The organism is Streptomyces sp. NPDC002537 (assembly GCF_053594975.1).
The window spans coordinates 1-25,547 of the sequence record NZ_JBSFWT010000024.1; the positions used below are offsets into that span (position 1 = coordinate 1).

Below are 25,547 nucleotides of genomic sequence, written 5' to 3' on the forward strand. Positions count from 1 at the left end.
GCGCCACCCCCGCGCCCGGGAACGTGTGGACCTCCAGCTCGATCGGCTCGCCGCCGTCCTCGGGGGTGAAGGTCATGGTGAGGGTGCCGGGACCCCGGACCGCGGCGAGCAGCCCGGCGACCTCGGCCGCCTCCGGTGTGAGGATGGTGGCCGCGCTCACGGTCGGGAAGCCCGCCCGGAACTCGGCCTCGTCCATCCCGCTGGTGTTGGCGACGGCGTACGGCTTCTCGCTGATCAGGTAGTCCGAGACCACGCTGGAGACATCGCTGATCAGCAGGTCGGACTCGTTGAAGCAGGTGTAGAGCGCGGGCCGCGGGCCGGTGATGATCTGGTGCTCCCAGACCGGCAGCGACGCCCAGTACGCCGCCTCCCACGCGGTGGTGGCCGCCTCCACGGTCGCGGCGCGGCCCTTCTCGGGCGTGCCCTGGAGCAGCATCCGCTCGATCTCGTCGGCGCTGTCCCGGAAGGTGCTGGTGGTGAGCCGGTCCAGCTCGGCGGTGCGGCGCGCCAGTTCGGCGGCGGCCTCGGGACCCGGGCGCTCGCCGCTCCGCTTGGCGTTGGCCTCGCGGATCATGGCCTGGATGCGCTCGTTGGCGCGCCCGGCGCGCGGGTCGACGGAGCCGGTCATCGGGTGCGGCTTGTACAGCAGCCGGACCTTGGGGTCGGCGAGCAGCGCGCGGACGATGTTCTCGCCGGCGAGCATCACCGAGGTGTTGCCCGGCTGGCCGTCCCAGCCTTCCCACGTGGGGGCGTACAGCACCGTGGTGTACGCGCTGGTCGGCGCCCCGGCGTACGGCTGGATCGGCGCGAGCTGCGGGCGGCCGACCTCGACCACGTCGCGGTCGTCGACGCCGATGTCGGCGAGCTGATAGCGCTCGCGGGCGGCGGGCCCGGCGACCCAGATCTCGTCGTACGCCTTGGAGTACGGGTTGCAGCTGGAGAGCTTGTCGCTCTCGCCGTGGTTGGTGAAGGCGTGCTTGATCGACGGCATCCGCAGCACCTGCGAGGTCTTACCGGAGTTCGCCGGGTGCAGCATCATCTTCAGCGAGGACTTCTCCAGCGCCATCAGGTGGACGACCTTGGGGATGCACACGACCGGCACGTCGGTGGCGTCGATCTTCTGCATCATGAAGCGCTCGCGGAGCACGATGACCGGGTTGCCGTCCAGCTCGGCGAGGGTGGAGAGCCACATGTTCGCCTGGTACGCGGAGCTCGTGCCGCCGGAGAAGTACATGCCGACGGTGGGCTTGTAGTCGGCGAGCCAGCGGTCCAGCCACTCCAGCGCCTGCTGGTCGTTCGCGATCCGCTTCGCGGGCCGCAGCCAGCTCGCCAGCCACGCGGCCCCGCCGAGGGCGAGGACGAGGGCCACGCCCACGCCGATCTCGCCCCACAGGGCCTTCTCGGTGCCCGCGGTGGCCAGCAGGCCCGCGGTGGCCGGGACGGCGAAGCGCAGCAGCCGACGGCCGTGCTGGCGGGCCAGCAGGCGCGGCGGCGCGGCGGACAGGCGCAGGCCGGACGTGTCGACGTTGCGGGTCAGGAACGGCAGCGTACGGCTCCGGCGCACCAGCAGGGCGACGGCCTGGCAGCCGAGGTGGGCGGCGTAGAAGAGCACGAGCCCGACGAAGACCGGCGCGTAGTCGCGCAGCGAGCCGTCGCCGTGCACCCGCAGCAGCCCGATCATGACCAGCATGTCGCGCAGCAGCTGCCGCACCATGACATCGAAGCGGATCTTGCCGAGGACGGCGACCAGACCGGGGTCCCGGTGCTGGAGATAGAGGTCGAGCGCGAGGCCCGCCGCCGAGGCGGCGATCAGGAGCGGTACGACGGGCAGCAGTGCTCCGACGAGCTGGGCGGCAAAGAACACCAGCATCGCGAGCAGCGCCACGAGCTGTACGACTCGGCGCGAGGCGGTTCCGGCAGAAGGCACTGGACGGGCTCCTGGCAGGCGGGCGGGGAGGGACTGGACTGCGGGGGACCGGTGGGGGTGCCTCCCGGCAGTGGCCGGGGGTGGACAACGGTCGACCACCGACCGTATGACGGCGGCCGGGCCAGGAGCAATCTTCGCCGACCGGAACCCTCGCAAAATAGGGCCGAACGACCACAATCCCCAGACGGTAGATTGGCGGGCCGGAGCAGTGACAGGACCGGCGATCACCAGAGGTGTGCTGACGTGACAGGGGCAGGGGCGAGTACGGGGGCGGCGCGGGCGGGACGGACGGAGGTGACGTCGGCCCGCAGGATCGTGGTCAAGGTGGGATCCTCCTCACTCACCACGGCGGGCGGCGGCCTGGACGCCGACCGGGTCGACGCGCTGGTCGACACGCTGGCCAAGGAGGGCGCCGCGAAGGAGATAGTGCTGGTCTCGTCCGGCGCCATCGCCGCCGGGCTCGCACCGCTGGGGCTCGACCGGCGGCCGCGCGACCTGGCCCGCCAGCAGGCGGCCGCCAGTGTGGGCCAGGGGCTGCTCGTCGCCCGCTACACGGCGTCGTTCGCCCGCTACGGCCGCCGCGTCGGCCAGGTGCTCCTCACCACCGACGACACCAGCCGCCGCGCGCACTACCGCAACGCCTACCGGACGCTGGACCAGCTCCTCGCGATGGGCGCCGTCCCGGTCGTCAACGAGAACGACACGGTGGCCACGGACGAGATCCGCTTCGGCGACAACGACCGGCTGGCCGCCCTCGTCGCCCACCTCGTACGGGCCGACCTGCTGGTCCTGCTGTCGGACGTCGACGGCCTGTACGACGGTGACCCCAGCACCCCGGGCACCTCCCGGATCGCCGAGGTCGCGGGCCCGCGGGACCTGGAGGGCGTCTCGATCGGCAGCGCGGGCAAGGCGGGCGTCGGGACCGGCGGCATGGTCACCAAGGTCGAGGCGGCCCGGATCGCGGCCGCGGCGGGCATCCCCGTGGTGCTCACCTCCGCCAGCCAGGCCGCCGACGCCCTCGCCGGGCGGCCCACCGGCACGTTCTTCCACCGCACCGGCCGCCGTTCCGCGGACCGGCTGCTGTGGCTCGCGCACGCCTCCGCGCCGCGCGGCGCCCTGACACTCGACGACGGGGCGGTGCGCGCCGTGATCGAGGACGGCGCCTCCCTGCTGCCCGCGGGCATCGCCGCCGTCGAGGGTGAATTCAGTGCGGGCGACCCGGTCGAGCTGCGGGACGCCGGGGGGCGGGCCGTGGCCCGCGGCCTCGTCGCCTTCGACGCGGCGGAGATCCCGCAGCTGCTCGGGCGCTCCACCCGTGACCTGGCCAGGGAGCTGGGGCCCGGCTACGAGCGCGAGATCGTGCACCGCGACGACCTGGTCGTGCTGCACCGCTGACGGGCGTCAGTTCCGGACGAGACGGCGGACCCGGTCCAGCCTTTCCATGGGGACCTTCCGCAAAAACCCCACGCGGCCGCCCCCGGGCTGGTCAACTTTGATGCGGGGGACCGGCACGGGCGGGGCGCGGCGCGGGGCCACCGAGACCACGAGCGACGACCAGCACGACACGGCTCCGCCGCACGCGCGCGGAGCGGCGATCAACAGGAGGCCGCCGGTGAGACGAGGGCGCCCAGGGGCGCCGCCCCGAGGGACGGCGGAGCGCACACTGACCAGCGTCGGCACGGGGGACGCGGTGAACGGGACACGGGAGGACGGCGAGGGCGAGGAGCGGGCGGTCGCGTACGGTCCACGGGCCGGGCAGGCCGCGCGGCCCGGCGCCGGAGTTGCCGGGCCCGCGGGCGGCCGCGAGCCGTCCCGGCTGTGGCACATCACCCTGAGCGTCTCGGGCGCCGAGGCGCCGCTCGCGGAGGTCCGGCGCGCCCTCGAACAGCTCGCCCACGACCACCCCTTCCTGCTGACCAGCCGCTACGCCAACGACCACGCCGAGATTCGCTACTGGGAAGAGGCGCGTGACCTGCACGACGCCGCGGCCGTCGCGCTGCGGCTGTGGGGCGAGCACCGCTCCTCGGCCCGGCTCCCGCCCTGGGAGATCGTCGGCCTGGAGGTCATCGACCGGGGGACGTACCACCAGCGCATCGCGGAAGGGCAGGGTCCGCTGCCCGCCACCCCGGTCGGGGTGCACCCCTTCTGAGCCCGCTCCGGGTCTACGGCCCGTCTCGCGGTCCGGAACGCGTGGTGGCCCGGATGCCCGCGCGACTAGGCTGCGGGCCATGAGCAGCGTTTTCCCCTCCCCCCTCGCCGACCCCATGCCGCAGTCCCCGGTGCTGCGCGCGGCCTACCGGGCCCGCGCCGCGGCCGCCGAGCTGGCGCCACTGCCGCGCTCGGTGAAGGACGAGGCGCTGCTGGCGATCGCCGACGCGCTGGAGGTCCGCACCGAGGAGATCGTCGACGCCAACGCCGAGGACGTCGGGAAGGCCCGCGCCGCCGGGACCAGCGAGACGGTCATCGACCGGCTGACCCTCACCCCCGAGCGGGTGCGCGCCATCGCCAAGGACGTCCGCGACGTGGTGGCCCTGCCCGACCCCGTCGGCGAGGTGGTGCGCGGCTCCACCCTCCCGAACGGCATCGACCTGCGCCAGGTGCGGGTCCCGCTGGGCGTCGTCGGGATCATCTACGAGGCGCGGCCGAACGTCACCGTGGACGCCGCCGCCCTCTGCCTGAAGTCGGGCAACGCCGTGCTGCTGCGCGGCTCGTCCTCCGCGTACGCCTCCAACACCGCCCTGGTGCGCGTCCTGCGGGACGCCGTCGGCGGGGCCGGTCTGCCCGCGGACGCCGTACAGCTCGTCCCCGGCGAGAGCCGGGAGTCCGTGCGCGAGCTGATGCGTGCCCGGGGCATGGTCGACGTGCTGATCCCGCGCGGCGGCGCCTCGCTGATCCGCACGGTCGTCGAGGAGTCCACCGTCCCGGTCATCGAGACGGGCACGGGCAACTGCCATGTGTACGTGGACGCCGACGCCGACATCGACATGGCCGTGGCCATCCTCGTCAACTCCAAGGCGCAGCGCCCCAGTGTCTGCAACGCCGCCGAGACGCTCCTCGTGCACCAGGACATCGCGGCGGAGTTCCTGCCGCGGGCCCTCGCCGCGCTCGCGGACGCGGGCGTGACCGTGCACGGCTGCGAGCGCGTCCTCGCGCTGGCCGAGGGCGGCCCGGCGACCGTCGTCCCCGCGACCGCGGAGGACTGGGAGACCGAGTACCTGTCCTACGACATCGCCGCCGCCGTGGTCGACGACCTGGACGCGGCCGTGCGGCACATCCGGCTGTGGACCTCCGGCCACACCGAGGCGATCGTCACCACCTCGCAGGCCGCGGCCCGCCGCTTCACGCAGTTGGTGGACTCCACGACCGTCGCCGTCAACGCCTCGACGCGGTTCACGGACGGCAGCCAGTTCGGCTTCGGCGCCGAGATCGGCATCTCCACACAGAAGTTGCACGCGCGCGGCCCGATGGGTCTCCCCGAGCTCACGTCGACGAAGTACATCGTCACCGGCGACGGTCACGTGCGGGGCTGAGTCCCTTACGGATCCTCCCGGAAGCCGAATTCCCGTACCGGCTGCACGGATTGACCGTTCCGGGGCTACGCTGGACGGGTGCCGGACGACGTGGGGGGTCAGCCGTTCCCGGACGGCGAGGAGCCCGACAAGCACCGCCACGGAGGCGCGGACGACCCGTTCGCCTCCGTGGTCTTCGACGAGGAGTTCGTGCGGTCCGCCAGGATCCACGAACCGACCGCGGCCGAGCGGATGCTCGCCGCCGCCCAGGCCCGCGCGGAGGCGGAAGCCGCCCGGCCCAGGGCGGGCGGCGGCTCCGCCGACGACGACGGTCCGGATTTCGACGCCGCCCCTGAGGGCGGGTTCGTCGCGGGCTCCACGGGCCACCACAGCGGGCGCGCGAGCGGCTGGTACAGCCTGGCCCACGACCTCGACCCCGACGACGCCTACGGCCCGTACGGGCGCTACGGCGCCGCGCGCAGGCCCTACCGCGGGCACGCCCGCTGGCAGCGCCCGGTAGCGTGGGTGCTCGCCGTGGTGATGGGGATCGGCGTGGTGGCCCTCGCCTTCGCCGCCGTCTACCGCAGCTCCTCCTCGGGCGGCCGGCCCAGCTCCGACCCGCCGCCCGCGACCTCCGGGGTGGACGCCCCGGCGGCCGACCGGCCCGCCCGGCTGCCGTCCGCGCCGGTCGATTCCGAGCACCCCGTGGCGACCATGGCACCCCGCGGTTGAGCCGGCCGCGGGGCGCTGACATGCGTGCACCGGACACCGTGCTTCCTCCGCGCAACTTGTCGTGTACCAGCGCGTTTACCGATGGCTTTACGGACCTACTCTTGAGGTATGGACGGGCCTGGAGACCCACCTGAAGGGGGGACGCCAGAAGGTGTCCCGGGTGGGGAGGACGAGTACCGATCCGTCGTCTTCGACGAATCGTTCATCCGGGCTGCCCGGCTCCAGGAGTACTCGGCCCGGGAGCGCATGGGCGACCACGCGCTCGCCGTGCGCAACCGCCATGTGTGGGCCCGCGTCAGCACCTCGCGACAGGTCCTGGTCCTGGTGATACTGATCGCCCTGGCCTTCGGCACGGCCGTCTACATGGGCCTGCGGCACCCCTACAAGGACGCTGCGGTGCCCGTCGCGGAGCCGCTGCGCTCCACGGTCGTCCCGCTCGCGCCGCGCGACGCGGTGCCCGGCGGGCCGGCGGGGGAACTCTTCGACCACAGCCCGGCCGCGCAGTTCCGGCTGGGGCAGGAAGGCATCACCCTGCCGCCCGCGCGCAGCACGCAGCACTTCTCCGAGAGCCAGGTGATGGCCGCCCTCGCCGCGGCCAAGGAGTACACCGTGAAGTCCGCGCTCGACCCGGCCGTGCTGCTGGGCGGGGCGCAGCGCTCGGTGCGGCTGCTGCTCGACCCGGCCCAGCTCGACCAGTTCGACCGCAGCTTCGACCACCCGGCCGCGGACGGGCGGCACGCCGCCACCGGCTGGCTGATCCGCTTCGATCCCGGCCAGGTCGCCCTCGTCGACACCCCCGTGCGCACCCAGGGCGTCTTCACCGTGACGGAGACCAGCCCCGGCACGCTGGAGGTCTCCGGCGACCACACCTTCGTCTACGCGCTGCGGCCCGCGAAGACGACCGGTGACGAGGGCGCGTCGCTGTTCACCGTGCGCCGTGCCCTGCGCTTCCGCTTCGACCGGGACGGGCTCCAGGACCACCACCTGACCGTCCTGCAGAGCTACGTCCAGGCGGGGCCGGAGTCCTGCTCCGCGGACGACGGCGGCTTCCTCCGCCCCCTGCTGGCGGGCCAGCGCCCCGGCACGGACGGCCCCGCGGCCACCGACCCGTACGCCACGGGCCAGGAGACCACGGCCTTGTGCGGCACCCTGTCCGCCGGCGCTCAGCCGAATGTCCCCCGGCACTGACCACACGCCTGCCGCGGGCCCCGGCTGTCCCGCTGTTGCCGCCTGCGGCGGGAGCGGCCTGCGGCCGCGTCCTCAAACGCCGGACGGGCTGGTTTTGCGGGCCTCGGCCATTGAGTCTGCGGTCCTAGCCACGCATTTCAGCCTGTCCGGCGTCTGAGGACGCGCCCGCAGGGCGCCCCGCCGCAGGCGGCAACGGCGAGAAGGCCGGCAACGGCGAGAAAGCCGGGAACGCCGCTCTAAGGCTTCGGGGAGCCGCTCCCCGGCCCCGAGTCCCCGGGATCCTTCCCAGGCGCTCCAGAGCCCTCTTGAGGCCCCTCGGACCCCTTCCCGGACCCCCCGGAGGGAGAACCGGACGACCCCTCGGAGGGGGAAGCCGAACCGTTCCGCGTCCCGCCGAACACATCCCGCAGCCGACCGCCCAGGTCCCCCGCTCCGCCCGCGATGTCCCGCACCAGCCCCATCAGCGGGTCCTTGCTGGCCCGCACGGACTCCGCGTAGTGGCTCGCGGACTGCCGGAAGGAGTCGCTCACGGACGCGTCCTTGTCCTCCGAGCGCCGCGGGTAGTGGCCGTCCATGATCCGCTGGTGGTCGCGGCTCTCCGCCCACTTCTTGAGCTCGGCGGCCCGCACCGTCGTGAACGGGTGCGACCGGGGCAGCACGTTCATGATCTTCAGTACGGAGTCGCGCAGGTCGCCGCCCGCCTCGTACTCCTCCGCCTGCGCGAGGAACGCGTCCACGTTCATCTCGTGCAGGTGATTGCCGCCCGCGATCTTCATCAGGCCGCGCATCGAGGCCTGGAGGTCCTGGCCCACCAGCAGCCCGGCCCGGTCCGCCGAGAGCTCCGACTTGCGGAACCACTCGCGCAGTGCCGTCACGATCGCCATCACCGCGATGTTGCCCAGCGGGATCCAGGCGATCTTGAGCGCGAAGTTGGTGAGGAACAGCAATATCGTCCGGTAGACCGCGTGGCCCGAGAGCGCGTGGCCGGCCTCGTGGCCGACGACCGCCCGCATCTCCTCCTCGTCCAGCAGCTCGACGAGGCCCGTGGTGACCACGATGATCGGCTCGTCCAGGCCGATGCACATGGCGTTGGGCTGCGGGTCCTGGGTGACGTACATCGGCGGGACCTTCGGCAGGTCCAGGATGTGACAGGCGTCGAGCAGCATCGTGTGCAGGTGCTGGAACTGCTGCTCGCCGACGCGCACCGAGTCCGACAGGAACAGGAGCCGCAGGCTGCGCTCCGGCAGCAGCCCGCTCAGCGCCTTGAACACGGTGTCGAAACCGCTCAGCTTGCGCAGCGCCACCAGGGCGGAGCGGTCCGCCGGGTGCTCGTAGGCGCGCGAGGAGATCCCGGGGAACCGCTGCCGCTGCCGGCCGGGGACCCGCTCGTGGCCCTCGCCGTCCGAGGCGCGCTCACCGTTGCCAATGCCGTCGCTCATCAAGACCCCCTCAGTGGGCTGATCATGGCCCGTCCCCCGGCTTCCGCCCCCCACACTAGGCGCCCGCACCGACATGGCTACCGTGGAGACATGCCCGACATCCACGCGTTCACCGCGAACCCCGGTCTCACCGAACTGCTCGCCGTCTCCAAGGGCGACCAGGGGCCCGGAAACCTCATCCGTACGGTCCTGATCGTCGGCGTGGTCGGCATCGCCTTCCTCGCCTGGTTCCTGCTGCGCGGATACGGCAAGAACGACTGACCCACGGCGCCGGCGTGAGCCCGCCCACGCCGCCCGCTTACGATCCGCTTACGATGTGGCAGGAATCTCTGCCCGACTACCGTCCCGGATAGGTCCTGCCGACGATGAGCGCTTTCGCCTCAGCCCACACCGCCCTGGCCACACTCGCCTCCGAGGGCGAGCACGTGGACACCCACCCGAGCCTCAGCCCCTACGTGACCGGCGGCGCCGCCCTGGTCATCCTGCTGCTCCTCCTGTGGGTCACGACCCGCTTCAACCGCGACCGCTGAGCACACCGGGTCCCTGCGGGTCCGGCGCACAGCCGCGCCCAGTAGGGTCTGCGCACATGGGAGAGCAGACAGGCCCCGTGAAGCGGCGGCTCGGAGTGATGGGCGGGACGTTCGACCCGATCCACCACGGCCACCTGGTCGCCGCCAGCGAAGTGGCCTCGCAGTTCCACCTCGACGAGGTGGTCTTCGTACCGACCGGACAGCCGTGGCAGAAGAGCCACCGCGAGGTGTCGGCCGCCGAGGACCGCTATCTGATGACGGTGATCGCGACCGCCTCCAACCCGCAGTTCTCGGTCAGTCGCATCGACATCGACCGCGGCGGTCCGACGTACACCACGGACACCCTCCGCGAGCTCCGCGCCCTCAACGACGACGCGGACCTGTTCTTCATCACCGGCGCCGACGCGCTGTCCCAGATCCTCACCTGGCGGGACGCCGAGGAACTCTTCTCGCTGGCCCACTTCATCGGCGTCACCAGGCCCGGCCACATACTGGCCAACCCCGGGCTCCCCGAGGGCGGCGTCTCGCTCGTCGAGGTGCCCGCGCTCGCGATCTCCTCCTCCGACTGCCGCACGCGCGTGGCGCAGGGCGACCCGGTCTGGTACCTGGTTCCCGATGGTGTGGTGCGCTACATCGACAAGCGCAAGCTCTACCGGCACTGAAGGGCACGTGAGGGGCACCGGTGAACGACCGACAGGACCCGTACGCGCAGGATCCGTACAACCCGCATCCCCAGGTGTACGGCTATGACGTCTATGGGCAGCCGGTGTACCGGCCGGACGCCCCGGAGCGCGTGTACGACCCGTACGGCCAGCCGGTGCAGCCCGTACAGCCCGCGCAGCAGCCGCAGGGCTACGGCTACGAGGGCCAGGGCGGCGGCCACGACCCGTACGCGGGTCAGCAGCAGCACCAGCAGGGCCACGAGCCGTACCCCGCCTACGAGCCGCAGCCGCCGCAGCAGACCCAGCAGCAGGAGTGGATCCCCCGGCAGGCCGGAGCGCCCGCGCACGAGACGCACGACGCGCACGGGGCCCCGGAGGAGCGGCCCGAGCCGCGCAAGGTGCCGGAGCAGGCGTCCGCGCCGGACTACCGCACCGAGCAGTTCTCGTTCATCGAGGAGCCGGACGAGGACTCCGAAGACGTCATCGACTGGCTCAAGTTCAGCGAGAGCCGCACGGAACGGCGCGACGAGCGCAAGCGCAAGGGCCGGAACCGCGTCGTGGCGCTCGCCGTGGTGCTCGTGCTCGCTCTGGGCGGTGTCGCCGCCTACCTGTGGCTCGCGGGCTCCGGCGACAAGAAGGGCGGCACCGCGGCGGGCGGCGCGCAGAAGCGCGACGTGATCGTCGTCCACCTGCGGCAGACCCAGGGCGGCGGCAGCTCCACCGCGCTGCTGGTCGACAACGAGACCACCAAGAAGGGCACGACGGTCCTGCTGCCGAACACGCTCGCCGTCGCCAAGGAGGGCGGCGCCGGTTCGACCACGCTCGGCAAGTCCGTCCAGGACGACGGCACCGGCGCGACCCGCGACTCCCTGAACACCCTCCTCGGCGCCGACATCAAGGGCAGCTGGCGGCTGGACACCCCGTACCTGGAGAACCTGGTCGAGCTGGTCGGCGGGATCGCCGTCGACACGGACACCGACGTCCCCGGCGCGAAGCCCGGCGACAGCCCGGTGGTCCACAAGGGCGGCGCGCAGAACCTGGGCGGCCAGATGGCGGTGGCGTACGCCACCTACCGGGCCTCCGGCGAGGACCCGAACAGGCAACTGACGCGCTTCGGCCAGGTCATGCAGGCGGTCCTGAAGAAGCTCTCGGGCGACCCGGCGGCCGCGACGCGCACCATGGAATCCCTCGCGCAGATCCCGGACCCCTCGCTGACCGTCGAGCAGCTCGGCGCTTCCCTGGCCCGGCTCGCCACGCTCGCCAAGGCGGGCGACTACGACACGACGGCCCTCCCCGTGCAGTCCGACGGGACGCTCGGCGAGCAGGCGACCGACAAGGTGGTCAAGGACGTCCTCGGCGGCACGGTGAAGAACACCGGCAAGAACGCGACGCCCCGGGTGAGCGTGAAGAACGCCACAGGGGGCAAGGGCGCTTCCGGCTCCGCCCAGGTCACACTCGTCAACAGCGGCTACACCGTCGTCGACGCGGGCACGGCCGGCGCCGCGGAGAGCGCGTCCGCGGTGACCTACGAGGACGACCGGCGGGAGGCCGACGCCAAGGAGGTCGCCAAGACGCTGGGCCTCCCGGCGAGCGCGGTGAAGAAGGCCAAGGGCGCCACCAACACCGATGTCACCGTGGTCCTGGGCAAGGACTACAAGGGCTGACGCCACGGTCCGCCCCGGGCCCCCGCGCGGGGGCCCGGAAATGCCGGGAGGGGTGTCGGCGGGTCGTGAGACCCTTGAGGCGTACTGACCCTCTTTACCGAAAGCATGGCTTGTGACCGCCACGGACCGCTCCATCGAGCTCATCAAGGCCGCCGCACAGGCGGCCGCAGACAAGCTCGCGCACGACATCATCGCGTACGACGTCAGCGACGTACTGTCGATCACCGACGCCTTCCTGCTGGCCTCGGCCCCCAACGACCGCCAGGTCAAGTCGATCGTCGACGAGATCGAGGAGCGGCTCAACAAGGAGCTCGGCGCCAAGCCGGTGCGCCGCGAGGGCGACCGCGAGGCCCGCTGGGTGCTGCTCGACTACGTCGACATCGTCGTCCACGTGCAGCACAGCGAGGAGCGCGTCTACTACGCCCTCGAGCGCCTGTGGAAGGACTGCCCGGAGATCGAGCTGCCCGCCGACGCCGTCGCCACCCGCGGCAAGGCGGACGAGCACGCCCAGGCACAGGCCGGCGGTGCCGACCTGGACGGTGAGCTGAGCTGAACGGCAGCACGGGCGGTACGGACGCGGACGCCGTGACCAACAGGGGGCGGCGCATCGTCCTCTGGCGGCACGGCCAGACCGCGTGGAATCTGGAGCGCCGTTTCCAGGGCTCCACGGACATCGAGCTGACCGGCACCGGCGTCGCCCAGGCGCGCCGGGCCGCCCGGCTGCTGGCCGCGCTGCGGCCGGACGCCATCGTCGCGTCCGACCTCAAGCGCGCCGCGGCGACCGCCGCCGAGCTCGCGGCCGTCACCGGCCTGCCGGTCTCCCACGACGCGGGCTTGCGCGAGACCTACGCGGGCGCCTGGCAGGGCCTCACGCACGACGAGATCATCGCGCGGCACGGCGAGCAGTACGCGGCGTGGAAGCGCGGCGAGCCCGTCCGGCGCGGCGGTGGCGAGCTGGAGACCGAGGTCGCCGACCGGGCCGCCCCGGTCGTCCTCGACCAGGCCGACAAGCTGCCGGACAACGGCACGCTCGTCGTGGTCAGCCACGGCGGCACGATCCGCACCACCATCGGTCGGCTGCTCCGCCTGGAGGCGTCGTCCTGGGAGGCCCTCGGCGGGCTCTCCAACTGCTGCTGGTCCGTGCTGGGCGAAGGTGCCCGCGGCTGGCGTCTGCTGGAGCACAACGCCGGAACGCTGCCCGAGCCGGTCCTCGGCGACGACACCTGAACCGGACGCCCGGCGACCGCCCACGGCCCGATTTCACATCCGGGCAGGTCACAGGCTAAAGTTCTTCTTGTTCGCGGGGAACGCGGAGGGAAACCTCCGGAAGAGCCGAGAACAGCGGGGCTATAGCTCAGTTGGTAGAGCGCCTGCATGGCATGCAGGAGGTCAGGAGTTCAATTCTCCTTAGCTCCACAGTCCGGACGATCCCGTCCCTCCGTCAAGGAGGGGCGGGATTGTTGCTGTTCCGGCAGGTGCCCGTGGCAGAATCGGGCGGGCGGGAGCGGACAGGGCCAAAGGGGAGGGATCGGCTGACCCATGGGTGCACACAGCCGGAAGTGCGACTGGTGCGGCAGCGGCACGCCGATCGTCCGCGACATGGAGCCGCTCAACTCCTCCTACCAGTACTGGTGCGTGGAGTGCGCGCGGGCGCTGATCATAAAAGGCGACCCCATCGAGACCTACCGTGAGCTGGAAGGCGAGCCGATCTACGGCCGGTTGCTCGACGAGCACTGCACCCTGAAGCGCTTCTACTCCTTCGCCACGGCGTGAATCTCCGTACTGCGGGCAACCTCCGGCGCACACCAGCGCGTCCTCCGGGGTGAGAGCTGCCGCCGGAAACGGCCGGCGGCACGGGGGAAGCCGACGGAGGTCACCACGTGACCGAGACCACGATCGACCCTGCGGCCAAGCAAGATGCCGTAGCCGAACTCACGCCCTTCATCGATGCCCTGCGCGTACCGCCGGTGCTGCGGCCCGGACCGGACGAGGCACTCGACGGCATCGAGATCGAACTGACCGCCACCTGGGTCCGGCTGCACTCGCAGCTGCCGCCCACCCGAGTGTGGACCTACGAGGGCCACTTCCCGGGGCCGACCGTCGAGGTCCGCCGCGGCCGCAGGCTGCGCGTCGCCTGGACCAACAGCCTCAGCGGCGACTACCCCGTCACCGCGGTGGAGGCCAGGTCCGTACCGGGCTCGCCGCCGGTGAGCGACGTACCGGGCCGCAACGGGGCCGTGCCGCTCGCCGAGGTGGCCGCGCTGCCGCCGTGGACGGTGACGCACCTGCACGGCGCCCCCACCGGGGGCGGCAACGACGGCTGGACGGAGAACGCCGTCTCGCCGGGCGACAGTCAGCTCGCCGAATACCCCAACGACCACCGGGCGACCGCCTGGTGGTACCACGACCACGCCATGGACATCACCCGGTGGAACGTCTTCACCGGCCTCGCCGGGATGTACCTCGTCCGGGACGAGGAGGAGGACGCGCTCCGGCTGCCGCACGGCGCGCACGAGATCCCGCTGATCGTCCAGGACCGCAACCTCGACCAGGACGACGACGGACGGCTCACCGGACGGCTGCTCCACAAGACGGAGATCGTCACCCAGGACGCCCAGGGCAAGAACGTCACCAAGCCGTTCTCCGGCCCGTACACCCTCGTCAACGGGGTCATCTGGCCGCACCTGGACGTCGAGGCGCGCTGGTATCGCTTCCGGCTGCTCAACGCCGCCAACGCCCGTATCTTCCAACTACGGCTGGTCGACGACGGGACCGGCGAGCCGGTCAACGGCGCAGCGTGGCAGATCGGCACGGACGGCGGGCTGTTGCCCCGCCCGGTGCCGCTGGACGGGCCGCTGTCCGTCGCTCCCGCCGAGCGCATGGACCTGCTCGTCGACTTCGGCAAGCTGCGCGGACGCCGCGTCCGGCTGGTCAACCAGGCGCCCGGGGCGAGCCATCCGCAGGTCATGCAGTTCCGGGTGGGGGACGAGCCGGTGCGCGAGTCGTTCGTGCTGCCGGAGGTCATCTCCAGCTCGTTCCACCGCATCACCCACGAGACCGCGCCGAAGCACGGCCACCGGCTGATCGTCCTCACACCGCCCGGCACCGCGGGGAACGGCCACCCGGCGCTGTGGGAGATGCACCAGGCCGACCCGGCGGAGGTGCAGATCCCCAGTGAGGGGGTGATCCAGGTCAAGGCCGCGGACGGCACGGTGCGCACCTACCGCAGGGGCGCCCGCACCTTCGACGACGCGCTCGGCTTCATGGTCGGGCACGACACCTGGGAGCAGTGGAGCTTCCTCAACCTGGGCGGACCGACGCACCCGATGCACATCCACCTGATCGACTTTCAGGTGCTGGGCCGCGATCTCTACCCGGTGACGGGGGGCGGCTCCTTCGACCAGGCGCTGGGCGGCACCCGGACTCCGCTCGAACACGGCGGGCAGGCACCGGTGTCGGACGGCGACGCGGGCTGGAAGGACGTGATCCAGGTGCCCGCCGGGCAGATGGTCAACGTCATCGGCCAGTTCCACGGCGCGAAGGGCCGCTTCATGTACCACTGCCACCTGCTGGAGCACGAGGACATGGGGATGATGCGTCCCTTCGTGGTGATGCCGGTCGAGGTAATGGCGTTCCACCACGGGGACGGCGGCGATCACCACGGGGGCCACTGAGCGCCGGGGCCCCCGGGGGTGACGTCCTGACGGCGGCCAGCAGCAGGAAGGCCGCCGCGGCCGCCGGGTAGCTCGCCGACAGCAGCATCTGGCCGCCGCTCTGGTGCAGTTCGAGCCGCCCCCACGGCCCGTGGGGGACCAGCCACAGGGCGTACGAGCAGAACAGCGCACCGGCCGTCGCGGCCGCCGCCCACCACGCGGCACCGCGGCGGCCCACCGCGAGGACGGCCTCCGTGCCGAGCAGCAGCGCCATGGGCACGCACCACACCCAGTGGTGCGACCACGAGACCGGGCTGACGAGCAGGGCCGTCGCCGCGCACGAGAGCACCCCCCACGCGTGCGCGGTGGGCTCCGGTCCGCGCAGCCGCGCCCGGACCGCGACGGCGAGGCCCACAACGGCCGTCACGGCCGCCGCGGCGGCCCACCAGAGCCCTGGGTCGCCGGTGTGCAGAAGCCGCGCCAGAACGCCGCGCAGCGACTGATTGGCGGTGTCCTCGGCGTGCCCGACGCGGTCGGCGGCGAACAGCATGTCCGTCCAGTAGCGCCAGGAGTCGTACGGCAGGACGAGGGCGCCCACGGCCGCCGTGCCCGCGAAGGCGGCGCAGGCGACGGCCGCCTGCCGCAGTTCCGGCCCCGGGCGGCGCGACAGCCCGGTGGCGGCGAGGAAGACGGCGAAGAGGGCCGGGGTGAGCTTGATGCCCGCCGCGATGCCGATGCCCACGCCCGCCCAGCGCCCGCCCCGGTCGCCGGCCCGGGTCAGGTCCCACAGCACCAGCACGGCGAGCAGCAGATTCACCTGCCCGTAGCGCAGAGTCGTCCACACCGGTTCGCACCAGACGCACAGTGCGGCGGCGCTGAGCGTCACGGCGGCGCGCGACGGCCGCCCGGTCAGCCGGAGCGACAGGTGGACGAGGGCGAGCAGCAGCCCGAGGTTGACGAGCGTCGTCAGGGCGCGCAGCGGCGCGGTGGCCGGCAGGGTCAGCGGGGTGAACAGCAACGCCGCGAAGGGCGGGTAGGTGGTGGGCAGGTGCGCGTGGGTGGCCCGCATCGCGTAGAGGTCGCCGCCGGTGCGTACCGTCCAGCCCTCCGCCCGGTAGACGAGCAGGTCGATCATCGAGACGTGCGCCGCGCGCTGTGCCAGCCAGAAACAGACGAAGGACGCCAGGCACACCGATGCGGCGATCGGTGCGGCGCGGCGGGCTGTCACGGGGCGCGACTCCGGGGTCCGGGAGCGACGAATCGGGCACAGGGGGTCGACGCTACCCGCTCGACGCCCGATCCAAGCGCTGATGGACAAGCGATTTGGCAGATGGGGGGGAGGTCCGTGTAATGTAATCCGTGTCGCCAGGGAAACCGGGCGGAAAACAGAACAAGGGGCTATAGCTCAGTTGGTAGAGCGCCTGCATGGCATGCAGGAGGTCAGGAGTTCAATTCTCCTTAGCTCCACAGTGAATGAGCGGGTCGTCCGGAAACGGGCGGCCCGCTCTTTCGTGTTGTCCTCTTTCGTGTTGCCGTGGAGCGTCCGTCCGTCAGGGACCGGCCGTCCCCTTGTCGAGGTGCAGGGCCAGCGCGGGACAGCGGCGCACGGCCCGCAGCGCGCGGCCGCGCAAGTGCGTCGGCACTCCCGTGTCCGCGAGCGCCGGGTAGCCGTCCGGCCCGAGCCGGACGAGTTCGGGCAGCAGACCGGCGCACAGTCCGTGGCCCTCGCACAGCGTCCAGTCGATCGCGAGCCGCTCGGCGCTCTCCGGGTTCCCGGTGCTCGCCCCGGCGGGCAGGGGCAGCGGCAGCACCCCCGCGGTGCCGCGCCCGCAGCCGCCGCCCAGGACGTGTGCGGCCAGATCGTCGGTGAAGGCGGACAGGGCGCTCAGCGTGAACCGTGCGGCTCCGTCCGGATGCCCGCAGGCCCCGCGCCCGCGGACCGCCCCTGCGGCTTCGCGTACGGCCTCCAGCGCGCTCCGGCCGCCCCCGGCCAGGACGTCCGCGAGGGCCCCGGCCACGGACGGCAGCCCGAGCCTGCACGGCCCGCACTGCCCGGCCGATTCCGCGGCCAGCCAGTGCGCCACCCGGAGCGTCTCGCCCAGGGGGCAGGTGTCCGCGGGCAGCGGCAGCACGGCGCCCGCTCCCAGTGCTCCGCCGCAGGCCGCGAGGGACTCGTGGGAGGCCGCCGCCCCGTACGCCGTCGGCGCGTCCAGCCACGCCCCGTGGTAGCCGCCGGTCAGTACCCCCTGGAGGGCGGGGTCGGCGCCGCACGTCCGCAGCACGTACACCAGGGGCGCACCGCTCGGCGCTTCGACGACCCGCGGTTCGGGCACCGCGCCGGAGACGGTGAGCAGCAGGGTGCCGGGTTCGGCGGCGGTGCCCGTCGTGGCGTAGCGGTCGGCGCCCAGGCGGGCGGCGAGGGCGAGTTGGGCGTACGTCTCGGTGTTGGACAGCAGTGTCGGCGCGCCGCCGAGGCCCTCCTCGGAGGCGCGGGCGTGGCGTCCGGGCGGCAGCGGGAGCCCGCCGTCGGCGGCCCGCAGCAGGGCGGAGGACTCGCCGGAGACCAGCCGCTCGGGGAGGCGCACCACCCTGGCGCGCACGGCCCGGCCGCGCCGGTCCGCGAGTCCTCGTTCGGCCAGCGCCTCCCGTACGGACGCCTCGGTCACGTCCCGGGTCACCCCGATCACGAGCGTGTTCGCGCCGAGCGCCGCGGCGGCCAGCAGGGCGCCGTCGAGCACCAGGTGCGGGGCGCGGGCGAGCAGGACGGCGTCCTTGCGGCAGGCGGGCTCGCCCTCGCAGCCGTTGACGACCACCGCGGGCCGCAGCCCGCGCCGCCGCGCCGCCTCCCCCACGGCCCGCAGTTTCCGCGCGAACGGGAAGCCCGCCCCGCCCCGGCCGCGGAGGACGACGGTCTCCGCGAGCCCGGTCAGCTGAGCCTCTGTCAGCCGGGGTGCCGAACCGTGCACCGCCAGGTGTGCCCTGTGGTCCAGTCGCGCGGCCGTGTCGAAACCGGCCGTCAGCCGGGGGAAGCCGAGTGCCAGCACCGCGGGCACGTCGGGCAGCGGGGCGTTCACCGGGTCCGGCCCGTGCCGCCGTGCGGGGCCCGCCCGAGCGCGGGCGGCCGTCGGGGCGCGGACCGGGCGCGTGGCCGGCCCGGCGGGAGCGGAATCCGGGCGTGCGCGCCGGGCGTACGGGTGCCGGCGCCGTGGACGGTGGTCACGGTCCCGGCGGAGACCACCGTGTGCCTGCCTGCCGCTCCCGGGCGTACGGCTCCCGGGCGGGCCGTTCCCGGGCGTACGGGCGGGACGGCGGGCTCCTGGACGCCGGTGCGGCCGCGGCGGACGCGTACGCACCGGAGGGCCAGCGCCGCCGCCACGGCGGTGAGGCACAGCCCGTAGCACGCCGTCACCCAACCCGCCGGGGCGCGGCCGGAATTGAGGCCGTGCAGCACGGCCGCGCACCACGCCGGGTAGGCGCAGGCGTGCAGTACGCGCCAGCGCTGCGGGCGGCCCTTCCCTGTGAAGGCGCTCCGCAGCGCCCCGGTCGCCCCCGCGAGCACCATCAGGTACGCCGCCAGGGCGCCGAGTCCGATCAGGCCGCCCGCGCCCCGTACACCGGAGGAGAAGGGCACCAGGGCGGCGGTGGGCGGGACATGGGCCTCCGCGACCTTGACGCCGATGTGCGTCAGGAGGAAGCCGAGCGCGCAGACGGCGGTCGCCCGGTGGACGGCCTGCGCGAGCAGCCGGGCGCGCGGGGTGAGCAGCAGCCGGCCGGTGGCGATGAGCCCCCAGACGACGGTGGCGGTGAGCGAGACCAGCGCGAGGACACCACCGGTGTGGTCGAGGAAGCGGTTCATGCCGCAGCACGCTAGGCACCTCGGCGGGGGCGGGGGGTCCGCTTTCCGTAACCCCGGTGCGGCGGCCCTTGCCGCTGCTAACGTCTGTTCGTTCGGCGGCTCCGCGCGCGCGTGCCGCGAGGGACGGCGCGTCCCTCGCCCGTCCCCCCATAGGCCGTCGGAAACCCATCAAAACGCCCTGAGGGCCGCGGGTTTACTTGCACACCCCTGACTTCCCCCTGACTCTTCCTTGGCCTCATCTTGGCGAACGCATGCCCCATGGATGAACAGTTCATCGAGAGAGTGACGCGACGTATGTGCGCGTCCACGTGACGGCCATGCGCGACCATCCGCATCGCAGGGGGTTTTATGAGATCGACCCGCTCCAGAGCACGCGCCGGACTGGCCCTGGCGGCATCGCTGCCGCTGGCCGCCGGAGCTCTCGCGCTCGGCGTACCGACCGCCCAGGCGGACTCGGCCCCGCACGGACGGCAGGTGCTCCAGGGCACCAAGCCGCTGTGGGCCACGCCGTCGACCGACCGCGGCACCGTCGCCGACTCCAACCAGGTCACCGCCCGCGTCTACCTGGCCGGCCGGGACGCCAAGGGCCTCGCCGCCTACGCCCAGGCCGTCTCCGACCCGAAGTCCCGGTCGTACGGCAAGTACCTGACCGCGAAGCAGGCGCAGGAACGGTTCGGTGCGACCAAGGGACAGATAGCCGAGGTCACCGGCTGGCTCACGTCCTCGGGCCTCAAGGTGACCGGCACCAACGACCACTACATCACCGTGACCGGTGACGCCGCGGCCGCCAAGAAGGCGTTCGGTACGGAGCTCCACAACTACGCCAAGGACGGCAGGACCTTCCACGCCCCGGAGAAGGCGGCCTCCGTCCCGGCCTCCCTCGGCGACGCCGTCCTGACCGTCGTGGGCCTCAACAACGCGCCGCGCCTGGCCCACCACGACGACGCCCTGCCGGGCCCGAGCAAGGCCTTCCGCAACTCCGGGCCGTTCTCCACCTACTACGGCTCGAACACCAACACCGGCCTGCCCTCCGCCTACGGCGGCCACGTGCCCTACGCCATCAAGGGCTACACGGGCAAGCAGCTGCGTGCCGTGTACGGCGCGAAGAACTTCACCGGCAAGGGCGTCACGATCGCGATCACCGACGCGTACGCCTCGCCGACCATCTCCAAGGACATCACCGAGTACGCCAAGCGCAACGGTGACAAGGCCTACCGCAAGGGCCAGTTCTCGCAGATCCTCCCGGCGGCCTGGACGCACACCGCGCCCACCGAGTGCGACGCCGCCGGCTGGTACGGCGAGGAGACGCTCGACATCGAGGCCGCCCACGGTGTGGCCCCGGACGCGGACATCGTCTACGTCGGCGGCTCCTCCTGCCAGGACGACGACCTGATCGACTCCCTGCACAAGGTCGTCGACAACCGCCTCGCCGACATCGTCTCCAACTCCTGGGGCGACGTCGAGGCCAACGAGACCCCGGACGTGGCGGCCGCCTACGACCAGATCTTCCAGCAGGGCGCGGTCGAGGGCATCGGCTTCTACTTCTCCTCCGGTGACGACGGCGACAACGTCGCCAAGCACGGCACGAAGATGGTCGACACGCCCTCCAACTCCGCGTGGGTCACCTCCGTCGGCGGCACCTCGCTCGCCGTCGGCAAGGGCGACAAGTACCTGTGGGAGACCGGCTGGGGCACGCACAAGGCGCCCCTGACCAAGGACGGCCAGAACTGGGACGGCTTCCCCGGCACCTTCACCGGTGGCGCGGGCGGCGGCACCAGCAAGCTGGTCGAGCAGCCCTTCTACCAGCGCGGCGTCGTCCCGGACGCGCTCTCCAAGACGAACGGCACCGCCAAGCCGATGCGCGTCGAGCCCGACATCGCGGCCGTCGCCGACTCCAGCACCGGCTTCCTGGTCGGCCAGACGCAGACCTTCCCGGACGGTTCGCAGAAGTACGACGAGTACCGCATCGGCGGCACCTCGCTCGCCGCTCCGGTGATCGCGGGCATCCAGGCGCTGGCGCAGCAGGCGCGGCACGGCGTCCCGATCGGCTTCGCCAACCCGGGCATCTACGACCGCTACGGCACCGCGGCGTACCACGACGTCACCGACCACCCGCTGGGCCAGGGCCAGGGCCTCGGCGTGGCGCGCGTCGACTTCGTCAACGGCGTCGACGCCAAGGGCGGCACGGTCACCTCGCTGCGCAGCCTCGGCGGCGACAGCTCGCTCTCCGCGACCGTCGGCTACGACAACGTCACCGGCGTCGGCTCCCCGGCCGACACCTACGTGACCTCGTACATCCCCGGCCACCGGCGCTAGCAGGGCAGGCCAAGGGCCCGTACCTCGGTGCGGGCCCTTCGGCCCCTGCGGTAACCTGACCCCATGCGTGCCGTACGCCTTCTGCTTAGCGGGCCGCGCTGATCAGTACCGGCCGGTGATCCCCCGGCCGGCATCGGCGCGGCGTCCCCTCCTGTGCGAGGGGATTTTTCATTTCCGCAGGTGCCGCAGGTAGAGACGACGATCGATGGAGCTTTGAGGACGATGAGCGAGACCAACACCGCCGCCGAGGTGGCTGCCCCGCACCGCTACACGGCCGCGCTGGCCGCTGACATCGAGGCACGCTGGCAGGACTTCTGGGACGCGGACGGCACCTACGAGGCGCCCAACCCCAGCGGTGACCTGGCGGGCGCCCCCGAGGCCGTCGCACGGCCCAAGAAGTTCATCATGGACATGTTCCCGTACCCCTCCGGTGCGGGCCTCCACGTCGGCCACCCGCTGGGCTACATCGCCACCGACGTCTACGCGCGCTACCACCGCATGACAGGCCACAACGTCCTGCACACCCTCGGCTTCGACGCCTTCGGCCTGCCCGCCGAGCAGTACGCCGTGCAGACCGGCACCCACCCGCGGGTGTCCACCGAGGCCAACATCGAGAACATGAAGGCGCAGCTGCGCCGGCTGGGCCTGGGCCACGACAAGCGCCGCTCCTTCGAGACGATCGACCCGGCGTACTACAAGTGGACCCAGTGGATCTTCCTGCAGATCTTCAACTCCTGGTACGACGCGGATGCCCGGAAGGCCCGCCCGATCGCCGAGCTGGTCGAGCAGTTCGAGAGCGGCCTGCGTCAGGCGCCGGGCACGCGCGCGTGGGGCGAGCTTTCCGCGGCGGAGCGCGCCGACCTGCTGAGTGAGTACCGCCTGGCGTACGCCTCCGACGCGCCCGTCAACTGGTGCCCCGGCCTGGGCACCGTCCTCGCCAACGAGGAGGTCACCGCCGACGGCCGCTCCGAGCGCGGCAACTTCCCCGTCTTCAAGTCCAAGCTCCGCCAGTGGAACATGCGGATCACCGCCTACGCGGACCGCCTGATCGACGACCTGGAGGAGCTGGACTGGCCCGAGGCCATCAAGCTCCAGCAGCGCAACTGGATCGGCCGCAGCGAGGGCGCCCGCGTCTCCTTCGGGGTCGTCGGCCACGACGAGAAGATCACCGTCTTCACCACCCGCCCGGACACCCTGTTCGGCGCCACCTACATGGTGCTCGCCCCCGAGCACGGGCTGATCGACTCCATCGTCCCCGCCGAGTGGCCCCGGGGCACCAAGGACGCCTGGACCGGCGGCGCCCGCACCCCGGCCGACGCCGTCGCCGCCTACCGCAAGCAGGCGCAGGCCAAGACCGACGTCGAGCGGCAGACCGAGGGCAAGGACAAGACCGGTGTCTTCACCGGCGCGTACGCCCGCAACCCGCTGACCGGCGAGCCGGTCCCCGTCTTCGTCGCCGACTACGTCCTGATGGGCTACGGCACCGGCGCCATCATGGCCGTGCCCGGCCAGGACGAGCGCGACTGGGAGTTCGCGACCGCCTTCGAGCTGCCCATCGTGCGCACCGTCGCGCCGCCGGAGGGCTGGGAGGGCGAGGCCTACACCGGCCAGGGCCCGGCCATCAACTCCGCCAACGACAAGCTCGACCTCAACGGCATGGACATCGCCGAGGCCAAGAGCACCGCCATCGCCTGGATCACCGAGCAGGGCATCGGCGAGGGCACCGTCAACTTCCGCCTGCGCGACTGGCTGTTCAGCCGCCAGCGCTACTGGGGCGAGCCCTTCCCGATCGTCTACGACGAGGACGGCGTCGCCCACGCGCTGCCCGAGTCCATGCTCCCCCTGGAGCTGCCCGAGGTCGAGGACTACTCCCCGCGCACCTTCGAGCCGGACGACGCCGACACCTCCCCGGAGACGCCGCTCTCCCGCAACGAGGACTGGGTCAACGTCACTCTGGACCTCGGCGACGGCTCCAAGCGCTACCGCCGCGAGACCAACACCATGCCCAACTGGGCCGGTTCCTGCTGGTACGAACTGCGCTACCTGGACCCGAACAACGACGAGCGCCTGGTCTCCGCCGACGCCGAGCGCTACTGGATGGGCCCGCGCGACGGCCAGCCGCACGGCGGCGTCGACCTGTACGTCGGCGGCGCCGAGCACGCCGTGCTGCACCTGCTGTACGCCCGCTTCTGGTCCAAGATCCTCTTCGACCTGGGCCACATCTCCTCGAACGAGCCGTTCCACAAGCTCTACAACCAGGGCATGATCCAGGCGTACGTCTACCGCGACGCCCGCGGCATCGCCGTGCCGGCCGCCGAGGTCGAGGAGCGCGAGGGCGCCTTCTACTACAACGGCGAGAAGGTCGGCCGACTGCTCGGCAAGATGGGCAAGTCCCTGAAGAACGCCGTCACGCCGGACGAGATCTGCGCCGAGTACGGGGCGGACACGCTGCGCCTGTACGAGATGGCGATGGGCCCCCTGGACGTCTCCCGTCCCTGGGACACCCGCGCCGTCGTCGGCCAGTACCGCCTGCTCCAGCGCCTGTGGCGCAACGTGGTCGACGAGGCGACCGGCGAGGTCACCGTCGTCGACGCCGAGGCCGACGAGGCGACGCTCCGCGCCCTGCACAAGGCCGTCGACGGCGTCACCCAGGACATGGCGAACCTGCGCTTCAACACCGCCATCGCCAAGGTCACCGAGCTGAACAACCACGTGACCAAGCTGAGCGAGGTCCCGCGGTCCGTCGCCGAGCGACTCGTGCTGCTGGTCGCCCCGCTGGCCCCGCACATCGCCGAGGAGCTGTGGCGCAAGCTCGGCCACACCGCCTCGGTCGTCCACGAGGACTTCCCGGTCGCCGACCCGGCGTACCTGGTCGACGAGGCCGTGACCTGCGTCGTCCAGATCAAGGGCAAGGTCAAGGCGCGGCTGGAGGTCCCCCCGGCGATCTCCGACGAGGAACTGGAGCGGCTCGCCCTGGCCGACCCGGCGGTCGTCGCCGCACTGGGCGGCGCGGGCATCCGCAAGGTCATCGTGCGGGCGCCGAAGCTGGTGAACATCGTCCCGGCATAACCGGCACAAGCCGTGCGGGAGGGCCCTCGGGGTTTCTCCCTACGGGCAGGTTGGGGGTTCCATCGGCACCCCCGACCTGCCCGTTGCGTCTACCGTGGAGAGGTGCCCGGCGGACCTCGGCACCACGACGGCCCGCCCCGAACCACGATGTGACCGACCCCGCTGAGGAGAGTCCATGGAAGCCGCGGCCGTGATCGTCGCACTGATCTTCGCGGTCCTCGTCACGCTCGGGGTGATCGCCACGGTCAAGACCGTGCGCGCGGTCAAGCGCGGTGTGGACCGCACTGTCACCCAGGCCCGCCGCACCGTCGAGGACACCCGCCTCAAGGCCAGGCAGTACGCCCAGCCCGGCGCGGCCGGCGAGGTCGCACAGCTGCGCCTCTCGCTGCGCACGTCCATGCGCGCCACCCAGGAGGCGCTGCGCCTCGCCGCCACGGAGGACTCCTCGCTGTCCGAGGCGCTGGCCCTGTTCGAGCGGCTCAGCGCGCACGGCCACGAGCTGGACGACGACCTCAAGCGCCTGGAGAACGAGCCCGACAAGGCCAGGATCGCCGCGTGCCTGCCCGAGCTGCGGGAGCGCACCGAGCGGGTCAAGGGCTCCGCCGACTCCCTCCGCTGGGCGGCGCAGGACCGGGCCCGGCGGTTCGCCGAGGACGACCTGGAGACCCTCAGCGGCCAGATCCAGATGGAGGCGGGCGCGCTCCGGCACTGGACGACGGAGGAGCCGCCCGGCCCCGCCACGGGCCCCGGGGCGTCGGAGCCGTCCGGCGCCGTTTGGGGCCCCGCGGCGGACGAGCGGACCGGGGGCGCGGCCGAGTCCGGAACGGGCAAGGCGGCGGGCACCGAGCGGCCCGCGGTCACCGGCCGCGACGCGTGGCGGCAGCCCGGTTACTCCTGGCAGAAGACCGGCCGCCCGGAGAGCACGACCTGAGCCGTCCCGGGCGGCATTACAGGGTGGCGTTACAGGGCGGCATTACAGGATCGTCCCGCCTTCTGTCCGGC

At 72.5% G+C, this 25,547-nt stretch carries 20 protein-coding genes, 2 tRNA genes and 1 pseudogene; 18 read left to right on the forward strand and 5 right to left on the reverse strand.

Going from position 1 to position 25,547, the window contains the following annotated elements:
- Positions 1 to 1,927 (reverse strand): hypothetical protein (locus ACWD4A_RS13795; RefSeq protein ID WP_451193367.1); only part of this gene is annotated, 1,927 nt, incomplete at its 3' end.
- 294 nt (positions 1,928 to 2,221) lie between these two features.
- Between ACWD4A_RS13795 and proB the strand changes: the two genes are divergently transcribed.
- The 5 genes from proB to ACWD4A_RS13820 all read left to right on the forward strand — a co-directional run bounded on the left by proB (position 2,222) and on the right by ACWD4A_RS13820 (position 7,356).
- A complete protein-coding gene (gene proB / locus ACWD4A_RS13800; RefSeq protein WP_451193522.1) occupies positions 2,222 to 3,322 on the forward strand; it encodes a glutamate 5-kinase in 1,101 nt (366 codons plus the stop codon).
- A 217-nt stretch (positions 3,323 to 3,539) separates the two neighbouring features.
- Positions 3,540 to 4,076 (forward strand): hypothetical protein, encoded by a 537-nt coding sequence (locus tag ACWD4A_RS13805; RefSeq protein WP_451193368.1) that lies wholly within the window; start codon positions 3,540 to 3,542, stop codon positions 4,074 to 4,076.
- Positions 4,077 to 4,155: 79 nt separating this feature from the next.
- Positions 4,156 to 5,457 carry a glutamate-5-semialdehyde dehydrogenase gene (locus tag ACWD4A_RS13810; RefSeq protein WP_451193371.1) on the forward strand — a complete coding sequence of 434 codons (1,302 nt, stop codon included), beginning with the start codon at positions 4,156 to 4,158 and terminating at the stop codon, positions 5,455 to 5,457.
- A gap of 78 nt (positions 5,458 to 5,535) precedes the next feature.
- Positions 5,536 to 6,168: an SCO2584 family spore wall biosynthesis protein gene (locus ACWD4A_RS13815; RefSeq protein ID WP_451193372.1), complete on the forward strand. Its 633-nt coding sequence runs from the start codon at positions 5,536 to 5,538 to the stop codon at positions 6,166 to 6,168.
- 108 nt (positions 6,169 to 6,276) lie between these two features.
- The gene (locus tag ACWD4A_RS13820) at positions 6,277 to 7,356 is read left to right on the forward strand and encodes an SCO2583 family membrane protein (protein ID WP_451193374.1); all 1,080 of its coding nucleotides are present in this window, start codon (positions 6,277 to 6,279) and stop codon (positions 7,354 to 7,356) included.
- A gap of 236 nt (positions 7,357 to 7,592) precedes the next feature.
- On the opposite strand, the gene ACWD4A_RS13825 is transcribed toward ACWD4A_RS13820, so the two are convergent.
- Entirely contained in the window at positions 7,593 to 8,795 is a 1,203-nt protein-coding gene (locus tag ACWD4A_RS13825) for a M48 family metallopeptidase (protein WP_451193377.1), read from the reverse strand.
- A gap of 90 nt (positions 8,796 to 8,885) precedes the next feature.
- Here ACWD4A_RS13825 and ACWD4A_RS13830 point away from each other — a divergent pair, with 90 nt between their 5' ends.
- The 9 genes and pseudogenes from ACWD4A_RS13830 to phsA all read left to right on the forward strand — a co-directional run.
- A complete protein-coding gene (locus ACWD4A_RS13830) occupies positions 8,886 to 9,056 on the forward strand; it encodes a hypothetical protein (RefSeq protein WP_451193379.1) in 171 nt (56 codons plus the stop codon).
- A 104-nt stretch (positions 9,057 to 9,160) separates the two neighbouring features.
- Complete coding sequence (locus ACWD4A_RS13835) at positions 9,161 to 9,325, forward strand: hypothetical protein (protein WP_451193382.1); 165 nt, start codon at positions 9,161 to 9,163, stop codon at positions 9,323 to 9,325.
- 56 nt (positions 9,326 to 9,381) lie between these two features.
- The gene (gene nadD / locus ACWD4A_RS13840; RefSeq protein WP_451193384.1) at positions 9,382 to 9,987 is read left to right on the forward strand and encodes a nicotinate-nucleotide adenylyltransferase; all 606 of its coding nucleotides are present in this window, start codon (positions 9,382 to 9,384) and stop codon (positions 9,985 to 9,987) included.
- A gap of 20 nt (positions 9,988 to 10,007) precedes the next feature.
- Positions 10,008 to 11,651 carry an LCP family protein gene (locus ACWD4A_RS13845; protein WP_451193387.1) on the forward strand — a complete coding sequence of 548 codons (1,644 nt, stop codon included), beginning with the start codon at positions 10,008 to 10,010 and terminating at the stop codon, positions 11,649 to 11,651.
- Between the two features lie 112 nt (positions 11,652 to 11,763).
- Positions 11,764 to 12,204, forward strand: coding sequence for a ribosome silencing factor (rsfS, locus tag ACWD4A_RS13850; protein ID WP_451193389.1), 441 nt, complete (start codon positions 11,764 to 11,766; stop codon positions 12,202 to 12,204).
- Positions 12,201 to 12,878: a histidine phosphatase family protein gene (locus ACWD4A_RS13855; protein WP_451193524.1), complete on the forward strand. Its 678-nt coding sequence runs from the start codon at positions 12,201 to 12,203 to the stop codon at positions 12,876 to 12,878. The genes rsfS and ACWD4A_RS13855 overlap by 4 nt, the downstream gene beginning before the upstream one ends.
- A gap of 116 nt (positions 12,879 to 12,994) precedes the next feature.
- Positions 12,995 to 13,067 (forward strand) — tRNA-Ala (locus tag ACWD4A_RS13860).
- Between the two features lie 123 nt (positions 13,068 to 13,190).
- The gene (locus ACWD4A_RS13865; RefSeq protein ID WP_116211774.1) at positions 13,191 to 13,424 is read left to right on the forward strand and encodes a hypothetical protein; all 234 of its coding nucleotides are present in this window, start codon (positions 13,191 to 13,193) and stop codon (positions 13,422 to 13,424) included.
- Positions 13,425 to 13,618: 194 nt separating this feature from the next.
- Positions 13,619 to 15,235: pseudogene (gene phsA, locus ACWD4A_RS13870) on the forward strand (O-aminophenol oxidase PhsA); the annotation flags it as partial.
- Here the strand turns inward: phsA and ACWD4A_RS13875 are convergent.
- The gene (locus ACWD4A_RS13875) at positions 15,201 to 16,532 is read right to left on the reverse strand and encodes a glycosyltransferase 87 family protein (RefSeq protein WP_451193391.1); all 1,332 of its coding nucleotides are present in this window, start codon (positions 16,530 to 16,532) and stop codon (positions 15,201 to 15,203) included. The pseudogene phsA and the gene ACWD4A_RS13875 sit on opposite strands and share 35 nt — an antisense overlap.
- Positions 16,533 to 16,698: 166 nt before the next feature.
- On the opposite strand from ACWD4A_RS13875, the gene ACWD4A_RS13880 reads away from it, so the two are divergent.
- Positions 16,699 to 16,771: transfer RNA gene (locus ACWD4A_RS13880), tRNA-Ala, on the forward strand.
- An 83-nt stretch (positions 16,772 to 16,854) separates the two neighbouring features.
- On the opposite strand, the gene ACWD4A_RS13885 is transcribed toward ACWD4A_RS13880, so the two are convergent.
- Positions 16,855 to 18,378, reverse strand: coding sequence for an NADH-ubiquinone oxidoreductase-F iron-sulfur binding region domain-containing protein (locus tag ACWD4A_RS13885; protein ID WP_451193393.1), 1,524 nt, complete (start codon positions 18,376 to 18,378; stop codon positions 16,855 to 16,857).
- Complete coding sequence (locus ACWD4A_RS13890) at positions 18,375 to 19,160, reverse strand: hypothetical protein (RefSeq protein ID WP_451193395.1); 786 nt, start codon at positions 19,158 to 19,160, stop codon at positions 18,375 to 18,377. Before ACWD4A_RS13890 ends, ACWD4A_RS13885 begins: the two co-directional genes overlap by 4 nt.
- A 348-nt stretch (positions 19,161 to 19,508) precedes the next feature.
- Between ACWD4A_RS13890 and ACWD4A_RS13895 the strand changes: the two genes are divergently transcribed.
- From ACWD4A_RS13895 to ACWD4A_RS13905, 3 genes are all read left to right on the forward strand, one after another.
- Positions 19,509 to 21,476, forward strand: a complete 1,968-nt coding sequence (locus tag ACWD4A_RS13895) for a S53 family peptidase (RefSeq protein WP_451193397.1) — start codon at positions 19,509 to 19,511, stop codon at positions 21,474 to 21,476.
- Between the two features lie 222 nt (positions 21,477 to 21,698).
- Positions 21,699 to 24,545, forward strand: a complete 2,847-nt coding sequence (gene leuS, locus ACWD4A_RS13900; RefSeq protein ID WP_451193399.1) for a leucine--tRNA ligase — start codon at positions 21,699 to 21,701, stop codon at positions 24,543 to 24,545.
- A gap of 175 nt (positions 24,546 to 24,720) precedes the next feature.
- A complete protein-coding gene (locus ACWD4A_RS13905; protein ID WP_451193401.1) occupies positions 24,721 to 25,476 on the forward strand; it encodes a hypothetical protein in 756 nt (251 codons plus the stop codon).
- Positions 25,477 to 25,547: the final 71 nt, after the last annotated feature.